This window comes from Flavobacterium sp., assembly GCF_046317795.1.
In the GTDB taxonomy this organism is placed as follows: Bacteria; Bacteroidota; Bacteroidia; order Flavobacteriales; family Flavobacteriaceae; genus Flavobacterium.
The window spans coordinates 1-10687 of record NZ_JBKCVI010000192.1; the positions used below are offsets into that span (position 1 = coordinate 1).

Below are 10687 nucleotides of genomic sequence, written 5' to 3' on the forward strand. Positions count from 1 at the left end.
GTTTCTGATGGTGGCGTGCATTCGCATACGTCGCATTTGCGCAGTTTGATAGATGCTTCACAGGACTTTGGGTTGCAAAAAGTATTCGTTCATGCATTTACGGATGGACGCGATGTAGACCCAAAATCGGGGAAAGCATATATTCAAGATTTAGAAAACTATATTCAAAATACTTCGGTTAAAATTGCCTCTGTTATTGGTCGTTATTATGCTATGGATCGTGACAAAAGATGGGAAAGAGTTAAGTTGGCTTATGATTTACTGGTAAATGGTACTGGCACACCCACCACTAATTTGGTGCAAAGCATCGCCGATAGTTATGCCGAAAAAGTTACCGATGAATTCATCCAACCCTTAACCGCTGTTGACACATTTGATAAACCCATTGCCACCATTCAAAATGACGATGTGGTGATTTTCTTCAACTTTAGAACCGATAGAGGAAGAGAATTGACCGAAGCCCTTTCGCAAAAAGATTTCCATGAGTTCAACATGCACAAACTGAATTTGTATTATGTTACCATGACCAATTATGATGATACCTATCAAAACGTTCATGTGATTTATGATAAAGACAACATCACTGAAACGCTTGGCGAAGTTTTGGAAAAGAACAACAAAACACAGATACGCATAGCCGAAACCGAGAAATATCCACACGTTACTTTCTTTTTTTCCGGCGGAAGAGAACAACCTTTTCAGGGTGAAACCCGAATTTTAAGAAATTCTCCAAAAGTAGCCACTTACGATTTGCAACCCGAAATGAGCGCCTATGAACTCAAAGACGCCCTGATTCCCGAACTTAAAGAAGGGAAAGTGGATTTTGTTTGCCTCAACTTTGCCAATGGCGATAAGGTAGGACACACCGGCATTATGGCAGCCGCTATCAAAGCATGTGAAGCCGTAGATGCTTGTGTGAAGGAAGTAGTTGAAGCAGCATTAGAAAACAATTACACCACCATCATCATTGCCGACCATGGCAATTGTGAAACGATGATTAATCCTGATGGAAGCCCAAACACGGCGCATACCACCAACCCAGTGCCGATTATTTTGGTAGATAAAGACCACTTGCCGGTGCGAGATGGTGTTTTGGGCGACCTTGCTCCTACCATCCTTGAACTGATGGGAGTAGAAAAACCCGCTGTAATGACAGGGCATTCTTTATTGGTACGATTATAAAAAAACCATCGACTGCCTGTTTGCCGGGAGATTGATGCTCGGGTAAAATTTTTCGTAAAGTACGAAATGGTTTTTTGCCACGGATTAAACGGATTAAACGGATTTTTTGTTTTGATACTTTAACCGCAGTGTGCGCGAAGTTTTACGCAATGTACGCAATGGTTTTTTGCGATGGAGATAACGGATAAATTGGATTTTTTTGCCTACGAAGACTGGAAAATTCGCAGAACGAGTTTTTTATTTAATCAACAAATATTTCTTTCAATATTTGTTTAACTTGTAAAGTTTCTTTTAGCGATAACTTACTTATTGTTTTTATAATTCTAGTTTTATCAATTGTTCTTATCTGATCTAATACAACCCAACCTGTAACTTCCTTATTTTTAAGCTCTAAACGAGTTGGGTAAAATTTTGAAGTATTGGTAATTGGCGCTATAACTACATTTTGTAAATGTTTATTCATTTCATTTGGAGAAATAACTGCACAAGGTCTGATTTTTTTCATTTCACTTCCTATGCTTGGGTCAAGATTTACAAGTATAATTTCATATTGTTTTATTTCCATTCTTCTAAAGATTCATCGCAAAAAACATCATCTATCAAAAGTTGATCGTCTCCATTTTTATGCATTTGCATAAAAGCTTGTTCCCAATTTTTTCTTGGCTCTGTTTTCGCTTTTATTACTATTTGTGTTTTTTCCAAAATTAATTCTACTTTATCACTAATGTTATATTGTTCCAAGATGGTTTTTGAAAATCTAATTCCCTTAGAGTTTCCTATGTTGATTACTGATAATTCCATTTTTTGATTTTATTTAATTTAAAGTAGCTACAAAGTAATAACATTATTTGTTTCAAAACAATAATTTTACCTTTTTTATTGTATGGGGTTGCAAATCGGTTCTCTAGAGTTGAACAAATTCGAGCCGACTGAGACGGGTTTTGCAAATCCACGCTATTGGGGGTCTTGGGCGACCTTGTGCTTCTACCATCCTTGATCTGATGGGCGTTGAAAAACCCGCTGTAATGACAGGGCATTCTTTATTGGTACGATGATAAAATAAGCCCTCGACTGCCTGTTTGCCGAGAGATTGACGCTCGGAGAATGTCATTACGTTAAGCACTTACTTGTCATTGTTTCGCCTGCCTGCCTGTCGACAGACAGGTTCGAGCAGAGCTCTCGTTTGCGTAGGAATCGCATTAGTTATTATGTTTTGTGATTTGCCTGCCTTACGGCAGACAGGGTAGCGCGAAGTTTTACGCAAAGTACGCAATGTTATTTCCACGGATTAAACTGAATTTTTTTGGCTACAAAGTCAAGAAGATTAACAGAGCGGGCTTTTATTCACGATCCAAACGAAAGGATTTGGGTGCACTCTATTTTGAAAATGTCCCAAATAGAGTCTAACTTTTTGTGGCATGTTCAAAACTGGGAATTTTTTTTACTTCTTTACAGACTCTTTTAATTTTTTTGCAGCCTCTTCTATTTTTTCAGCACTTTTTTGTTTTAAGCTTTCTACTTTGGAGTTGGCTTTGTCTTTCAAGGTATCTAGTTTAGCTTCAGCTTTTATCTTAGCCGAATCAATGGTGGTTGTCACTTCTTGGGTGACAGCGTCTTTCGCTTCGTCTAATTTTTCTTTGGTTTTGTCTAGGCAGCTGGATAATAGAGAAACAAATGCTAGTGATAAGATTATTTTTTTCATATGTTTATGATATTTATTTTTTTAAGGTCTCCCGATAGCTATCGGGAGTAATCGCTCAATCTTCATTGGTGTTTGCTTACGCAAACTTCTTATTAATGGCGATTTCAAAATTGTATTTTTTAAATGAATTAAGCCGAAATCGTTTCTATTTCTTTATCTATTTTATTAACCAATCCAACCAAAACTTTGCCCGGGCCAACTTCAGTAAAACTGGTGGCGCCATCTTTTATCATTTGTTGCACCGATTGTGTCCATTTCACAGGTGCAGTCAATTGGAGGATTAGGTTTTTCTTGATATCGTCAGCAGACGATACTGCATTTGCAATCACATTTTGATATACTGGACAAATTGGGGTGTTGAAAGTCGTGGCTTCAATTGCTGCCGCTAATTCCTCTCTGGCAGGTTCCATCATGGGTGAGTGAAAGGCACCACCAACGGGTAATAACAGTGCGCGTTTAGCACCAGCTGCTTTCATAGCTTCACATGCTTTTTCCACTGCCGGAAATTCGCCCGAAATTACTAATTGCCCTGGGCAATTATAATTTGCGGCTACGACAACACCATCAATAGCAGCACAAACCTCTTCAACAATTTTATCGTCCAAACCCAAAACTGCTGCCATTGTTGAAGGTGCCATTTCACACGCTTTTTGCATGGCTAACGCTCTTTGTGAAACCAATTTTAATCCGTCTTCAAAAGACAAAGCACCATTTGCAACTAAAGCAGAAAATTCACCTAGCGAATGTCCTGCTACCATGTCGGGTTTAATATTTAGTGTTTTTGCCAAAATTACGGAATGTAAAAAAACTGCTGGTTGGGTAACTTTGGTTTCTTTTAATTCTTCAGCTGTTCCTTCAAACATGATATCAGTAATTCGAAATCCTAAAATGTCGTTGGCTTTTTCGAAAAGTTCTTTGGCTAAAGCCGAATTCTCGTATAACTCTTTACCCATTCCGGTAAATTGTGCTCCTTGTCCAGGGAAAACGTATGCTTTCATCTAAGAATTTTAAATGGTTATATTTTATATGTTCAAACAAAACTGCTAATTTAAAACATACAATCAAAAGTAGTGCTATATTTATGATAAATTGTAACTTTTTAACTGGCAAGCGACGTATAAGCATAAAAATATCAATCATGAAAAAAGTAGTACTTATTTTAATTCTTTTAGTTATTGGGTTCTTGTTATTTTATTTAAACTTGCCTGTATTGCAATACGGTTTTTATGGAATAGGATTCATAACGTTATTGTTATTGTTTATTTATTTTTTCATTTCTCTTGGAATTACAGTTGACAATTCTGGAAAGAAATTTATAATTGGCTCAAGACCAAAAAAAATCATATTAATCCTCATTGGTTTAATTTTAGTTTATTTGACAGTAGTTCCGTTATTTACTACTGCAACTATTTTTCACACTGCTAGTTATCAAAAAATGATTGGAAAGGTTGAAAATGGTCAAAAATTATCAAAACATATTGCTCCAATTTCATTGGATAAAATTCGAGTTGTAGATCAAGAATTGGCTTATTTACTGGGTGAAAAAATCATTGGTTCACAACCTGCGTTGGGAAGTCAAATTGAATTAGGGAAGTTTTCTATTCAAAAAGTTAATAATGAACTCTATTGGATTGCACCATTATTGCATTCAGGATTTTTTAAATGGCTCAATAATAAAGAAGGAACTCCCGGATATGTAATGGTTTCGGCAACAAACGAACGCGATGTTAAGTTAGTGCAAGAAATAGACGGAAAACCATTGAGAATAAAATTCCAACCGAATGCTTATTTCCAAAGTGATATTCACCGACATGTGTATTTTAATGGATTTGCATCCGTTGGCCTTGCCGATTTTACATTTGAAATTGATGAAAAAGGAAATCCTTTTTGGGTAATTACAACCTATAAAAAAGAGATTGGATTTTCAGGAAAAAACACTACTGGAATTGTTGTAGTAGATGCTCAAACAGGTGCTATTCAAAATTATTCTATTAAAAACTCGCCTAGTTGGGTCGATAGAATTCAGCCGACAGAATTTATAGAAGAGCAATTGAATGATTGGGGAGAATATGTCAACGGATATTGGAATTTTTCAAACACCAATAAATTACAAATTACCGAAGGTTTGACTTTAGTATATGGACAAAATAATAAATCCTATTGGTATACAGGTTTAACTTCTGTTGGAAGTGACGAAAGTGCTGTTGGTTTTGTATTGGTTGATACACGAACCAAAGAAACTACCTTTTACAAACAAAGTGGCGCAACCGAATTTGCAGCTCAAAGTTCAGCAGAGGGCAAAGTTCAAGAAAAAGGATATAAAGCATCGTTGCCAATTCCCTATAATATCAATGGAATTCCAACCTATGTAATGACTTTGAAAGACGATGGCGGTTTGGTAAAAATGTATGCAATGGTAGCAATAAACGACTATACCATTGTTGGAGTTGGAAACTCGATGCGCGAAACGCTTACCTTGTTTAAAAGCGTATACAATATGGCTGGAAACAAAATTAATCCATCGAATGTTGCTTCTAAAAAGTCAATCTCATCGGTAATTAAAAGAATTCAAAGTGATGTAAAAAACGGTAATAGTTTCTACTATTTTACTATAAAAGATTACCCCAATATTTTTGTGGGTTCGTCACAAGTTTCTAACGAAATTCCAGTTACTGTTGTGGGTGATAGTGTCAAAGTTTCCTTTGATATCGATAACGAACAAGTTATTGATGTGACTAGTTTTGACAATCTGAATTTAAAATTGAAGTGATACCAATTTCCCATATAAAATAGCCCAATATAACTGTTTTTTTCTCAATTGCTTCCCCAGTTAGCTATTGCTCGTGTCTTATTCAAAACTAATTGCTTCACTAGTTCGCTTGCAATTATTGTCCGTAGCACAAGCTATGCCATAATTTGTGTGCATTGGTGAAATTTGGGTTTAATTCGTTTGAACTGATTCACTCCTTTTTATGTCATAAGAATATAAAAACCGACAACAAATTTTTTAGTTTATGGTAAAATTATAGTTAACTATAAAAGTTAATTGTAACAATTTTCTTTTTTAAACGTCTTTTAGATAATCATCAATCAAAAAATCAAAAACAAAATGAAATCATTATGTACAGCGGTTATCGTTCTAGTCAGCACTACCTTTTTTGCTCAAGAAACCGAGAAAAACAAAGAAAACACTAGTGTAAACGACACTATTAAAAACAAAAACATCAACGAATTGGAAGGTGTTACCATTTATGGCAACAAACGACAATACATTAAAGTTGAATCGGACAAAACTACCATCAGCATTAAAGAAAATCCAATGCTTAGCACCGGAAATGCTTTGGAAGCAGTAAAAAAACTTCCGGGTGTAATCACCTCTCCTAATGGCGGATTGACTTTAAATGGAAAAGGTGTTGCCATCTATATTGACGATGCTCCCAGCACTTTGACCGGCCAAGATTTACAAAATTATCTTTCCTCGTTACCAGCAAATGCCATCGAAAAAGTGGAACTGATTTACAATCCAGGTGCAGCTTTTGATGCCAATGCCAGCGGTTCTATCATCAATATTATTACAAGTTCCAAAAGGTTGAAAGGAATAAATGCCAGTTTTAATCTCAATTATAATTTTAATAAATACCAAAAACCAAGTCCTCAAATTCTTTTGAACGGAAAAGAAAAAGACTTGAGTTGGCAGACTATGCTTGGCTATAATTATATTGAAGGAGAAAACAGAACAATTAGTGATCAAACCTTTACAGCTTTTACGCCTGATATAGTAATGCGGCAAGAAAACTTTTCGGTAACAACACAGCGAAATCTTTATTGGCGTACTGGAACAAACTACAAGCTTTCTAAAAAAAGTAATATTCTCTTAAATTATAATATGAATTTGGGCAATGATAGAAACGTTTTTGATGCCACTACCCAATCAGATGACATTGATTATCTAAATAATGGGGTAACTAAAACTAAAAACCAAAATCACGAACTGAGTATTCAATACAAAACAAAGCTAGACACTATTGGAAGAACGTTGGATGTCACAGGTTTTGGAAACTTGTTTCATAGAAATCCAATTTCAACTTCGGATGCAACAGATTTAATTTCGAATGAAAGTTTCTTTAACGATGGAAATTCTGATTTTGATTTGAAAAATTATTATTTGAAATATGACTTTACAATTCCATTTGAAAAATATAAGTTTTCGATTACCACAGGGGGAAAATACAATATTTTGAAAGTTGATAATATTGGCGATTATTTTATCAACAGCCCAACGGCAAACAGAATAATTTTCGATTACAGCGAGAACAACTTAGCTTTTTATGCGGAAGCAAGAAAAAAAATAAAAAAATTCAATTTTACTTTAGGGCTTCGTTTTGAGGATTTTAATGTAGAGCGAATTTCGAGCACTGTTGACGGAAAAATTAAATTTAGAAATACGAATTTGTTTCCTAACATTAGCGCAATTTATGAAGTCAATGACAATATAAATGTAACGGCAAATTATTCAAAAAAAATCAATCAACCCAATTATTTCACTCTAGATCCCAACAACAGTTCTAGTTTTGATCAATACAATACTTCGCAAGGAAATATATTTTTAGACCCAACTTTTTTTGACAATTATGAGGTTAAAATTACCGCATTGCAATTCATACAACTTGGTGCCAATTTTACTCGAACCAAAGACAATAATTTATTTATTTTTAGTGCCGATGCCGATGCAACCGAACCTATAAGCAATCAAACCTTCCAACAATTTGATCGATTTGATACTTTTAGCGCTTACTTTAGTTTCCCAATTCCTTTAGATTATTTTTTCAAAGGAAAGGAAGAATTCCAAAAACGAATGAATTATATAGACAAGATGAATTACATTTTTGTAAACATCAATTATGTAAAAAACGACATTCGTGGATTTGACTTTCCTTATTCAAACGAAGCCATTTGGAGCTATTCAACACAAGCACAGTTTATTTTGCCTTGGGATATCAAAAACACCATTAGTTATTTTATACTTGACCGTGGAAATTGGGAAATCTATAAAATCACCAAACCAATTCAACAGTTTGACATTTCATTCAACAAAGAATTTATGAATAATAAACTCAAAGTTGGTTTGCATTGTTTTGATGTTTTCAATTCAAACGAAATAAATGCATTAGTTGGCGGTAATAACTTGAACACTAACTTATATCAAAAACAAGACAGTAGAGTTTTTAGAATATCGTTGACCTATAATTTTGGAAACCTAAAACTACAAAAAGAAAACACCGATATTGAGGTTGAAAAAGTAAAAAGTGGTGGCGGTTTAGTAAAATAGAAATCAAAAAAATCCATCGAATTTGCTGGATTTTTTTATTATATTGTATTAACAATCTCCATCAATTGATTTTTCAGTTCTGGGTTGATTATACCTTTTACAGAATCAAAGTTTTCATTAAAATTAGGCAACGAAAAACTGCCTTTCAAATCCGCACCTTGAAACGGAAATCTAATTTTCGCTATTTCCAAAACTGTACTTCCACCTCTTGCTCCTGGCGAAGTAGCCAATAATAACATGGGTTTTTGCTGAAAGGTTTTATTATTTATTCTTGATGCCCAATCCAAAATATTTTTGAAAGCCGATGCATAAGCACCATTGTGTTCTGCCAAAGAAATGATCAATAAATCTGCACTTCCTATTTTATCGTAAAATTGTTGTGCCAATGGATGAATACCGTTTTCTTTTTCTCGGTCAACAGAGTAAATAGGCATTTCATAATCATTCAAATTCAATAGTTCTACCGTTGCATTTGAAAATAAATTGGCGGCATAAACAGCCAATTGTTTGTTGATGGAATTCTTGCTAGACGAAGCTCCAAAAGCGATTATTTTTTTCATTTTACTTTTTATAAGTCATTTTATTGTTCCATCGGAACTTCCATCAGCAAAACTTCAGTATCCGAAGTAGCTTCAAAAGAAACACTGTCAAAATCGGTTATGCCTAAACCATCGCGTTGTTCTAATTCTTGACCATCAACTTTTACGCTTCCTTTGATTACAAAAACATACAAACCGTTGCCTACTTTTTTTCGATTGTAATCGATAGTCGTTCCTTTATCTAAATTACCCATATGAAACCAAGCGTCTTGATAAATCCAAACGCCAGCATCATCCGCATTGGGTGAGAGAATTTGTTGTAATTTGTTATGTCTATCCGAAGTGTCTAACGTAATTTGTTGGTAACGTGGCGCCACATTTCTAACTTTTGGAAACAACCAAATTTGAAATAATTTTGTATGGTGATCGGCATTCGGATTAAACTCGCTATGCTGAATTCCAGTTCCAGCACTCATCACTTGTATATCGCCAGTTTTAATGGTTTCGGCATTTCCCATACTGTCTTTGTGTGCCAAATCGCCTTCAAGTGGGATGGTAATGATTTCCATATTATCATGCGGATGGGTACCAAACCCCATTCCAGATGCAACAGTGTCATCGTTTAGAACGCGCAAAACACCAAACTGAACGCGTTCTGGATTGTACCAACTCGCAAAACTAAAACTGTGATATGCATTCAACCATCCGTGGTTGGCATGTCCGCGCGTGTTGGCTTTGTGTAGAATTGTGTTTTTCATGGTGAATTTAATTAATTTGGATTAAAAAAATGTCCCGATTTAGTCGGGACGATTGTACTTTTTTAATGTTTATGACCTTTATGGTCATCATGGCCTTCTACTGGAAGAAGTTTAAAACTTGAAGCTATAAATTTGTTGTCTTTAACCTCACCAACCACTTCTGCTTTTCTAATTGTGGAACAAAATCCGTCTGCGGCATGAGCATCACCATGAGAATCCAGTTTGGTGCCTTCAACAAAATAAGATTTCCCGTCAATACGAACAGCTAAATCACATCCTTTTTTGTCTTTCAGACCAAATTGGCATTGACCACAAGATGCTTCTACAATTTGTGTTTTTGGTTTATCCTGAGCATTTGTAGCAATGCAAACAAAAAGGAATACGGTTAAAAAAATATTTTTCATAGTATTAAGGTTTTACGGTTACTAAACTAGCAGCTCTTTTAGCTTTTTTTACCACTTCTTCTATAGGAGTTTCAAGAGTGTCATAAGTTAGTGCAACACCCATTCTTCTATATGGTCTTGAAGTTGGTTTTCCAAAGATACGAAAATCTGTTTTTGGTAAAGCGGCAATTTCTGAAATTCCTGAATAGGTTGGATTAGTTGAGTTTTCGGAAGCTAAAATTACAGCACTAGCTCCAGCTTTTTCTAATGTGATTTCTGCTATAGGCAAGCTCAAAATGGCACGTAAATGCAATTCAAATTCATTAAAATTTTGTGTTCCCGCTAACGTTACCATACCGGTATCGTGTGGTCTTGGGGATAATTCGGAGAAGTAAACACCTTCATCAGTCAAAAAAAACTCCACGCCAAAAAGTCCGGCACCGCCAAGAGCTTGAGTTACTTTTCGAGCCATTTCTTGGGCTTCTTGTATGTCTTTTTGGGAAACATTGGCTGGTTGCCAACTTTCTTGATAATCGCCACGCTCTTGCCTGTGGCCAATAGGAGCACAAAATAAAGTTGGATTATTGTTTTGGGTAACTGTCAATAATGTAATTTCTGAATTAAAATTTACGAAAGCTTCTACAATAACTTCCACAATATCGCCACGAGAACCTTCTTCGGCATAGTGCCATGCTTTTTTAATTTCGGCTTCGGTTTTGATGGTCGATTGTCCTTTGCCAGAAGAGCTCATCAAAGGTTTTACGACACAGGGAATGCCAACTTCGGTTACTGCC

11 protein-coding genes are annotated in these 10687 nt (G+C 35.4%); 3 read left to right on the forward strand and 8 right to left on the reverse strand.

Features of this window, described 5'->3' with window-relative positions:
* A partial coding sequence (gpmI, locus tag ACK5ON_RS11335) for a 2,3-bisphosphoglycerate-independent phosphoglycerate mutase (protein ID WP_409822485.1) occupies positions 1–1182 on the forward strand: 1182 nt, incomplete at its 5' end.
* A 241-nt stretch (positions 1183–1423) separates the two neighbouring features.
* Here the strand turns inward: gpmI and ACK5ON_RS11340 are convergent.
* From ACK5ON_RS11340 to fabD, 4 genes are all read right to left on the reverse strand, one after another.
* Positions 1424–1747 carry a type II toxin-antitoxin system PemK/MazF family toxin gene (locus tag ACK5ON_RS11340; RefSeq protein ID WP_409822488.1) on the reverse strand — a complete coding sequence of 108 codons (324 nt, stop codon included), beginning with the start codon at positions 1745–1747 and terminating at the stop codon, positions 1424–1426.
* Positions 1738–1983, reverse strand: coding sequence for an AbrB/MazE/SpoVT family DNA-binding domain-containing protein (locus ACK5ON_RS11345; RefSeq protein ID WP_409822490.1), 246 nt, complete (start codon positions 1981–1983; stop codon positions 1738–1740). The genes ACK5ON_RS11340 and ACK5ON_RS11345 overlap by 10 nt, the downstream gene beginning before the upstream one ends.
* Positions 1984–2623: 640 nt before the next feature.
* Positions 2624–2884 carry a hypothetical protein gene (locus ACK5ON_RS11350; RefSeq protein WP_409822493.1) on the reverse strand — a complete coding sequence of 87 codons (261 nt, stop codon included), beginning with the start codon at positions 2882–2884 and terminating at the stop codon, positions 2624–2626.
* A 128-nt stretch (positions 2885–3012) separates the two neighbouring features.
* Entirely contained in the window at positions 3013–3882 is an 870-nt protein-coding gene (fabD, locus tag ACK5ON_RS11355) for an ACP S-malonyltransferase (protein WP_409822496.1), read from the reverse strand.
* 140 nt (positions 3883–4022) lie between these two features.
* Here fabD and ACK5ON_RS11360 point away from each other — a divergent pair, with 140 nt between their 5' ends.
* Positions 4023–5654, forward strand: coding sequence for a hypothetical protein (locus tag ACK5ON_RS11360; RefSeq protein ID WP_396173262.1), 1632 nt, complete (start codon positions 4023–4025; stop codon positions 5652–5654).
* A 339-nt stretch (positions 5655–5993) separates the two neighbouring features.
* Positions 5994–8213 carry a TonB-dependent receptor domain-containing protein gene (locus tag ACK5ON_RS11365; RefSeq protein WP_409822499.1) on the forward strand — a complete coding sequence of 740 codons (2220 nt, stop codon included), beginning with the start codon at positions 5994–5996 and terminating at the stop codon, positions 8211–8213.
* A gap of 38 nt (positions 8214–8251) precedes the next feature.
* Here the strand turns inward: ACK5ON_RS11365 and ACK5ON_RS11370 are convergent, their stop codons facing one another.
* From ACK5ON_RS11370 to purT, 4 genes are all read right to left on the reverse strand, one after another.
* Positions 8252–8773: an NADPH-dependent FMN reductase gene (locus ACK5ON_RS11370; protein ID WP_409822502.1), complete on the reverse strand. Its 522-nt coding sequence runs from the start codon at positions 8771–8773 to the stop codon at positions 8252–8254.
* 20 nt (positions 8774–8793) lie between these two features.
* Positions 8794–9510, reverse strand: a complete 717-nt coding sequence (locus ACK5ON_RS11375; protein WP_409822505.1) for a pirin family protein — start codon at positions 9508–9510, stop codon at positions 8794–8796.
* Positions 9511–9572: 62 nt separating this feature from the next.
* Positions 9573–9914: a DUF6370 family protein gene (locus ACK5ON_RS11380; protein ID WP_409822508.1), complete on the reverse strand. Its 342-nt coding sequence runs from the start codon at positions 9912–9914 to the stop codon at positions 9573–9575.
* 4 nt (positions 9915–9918) lie between these two features.
* A partial coding sequence (purT, locus tag ACK5ON_RS11385) for a formate-dependent phosphoribosylglycinamide formyltransferase (protein ID WP_409822510.1) occupies positions 9919–10687 on the reverse strand: 769 nt, incomplete at its 5' end.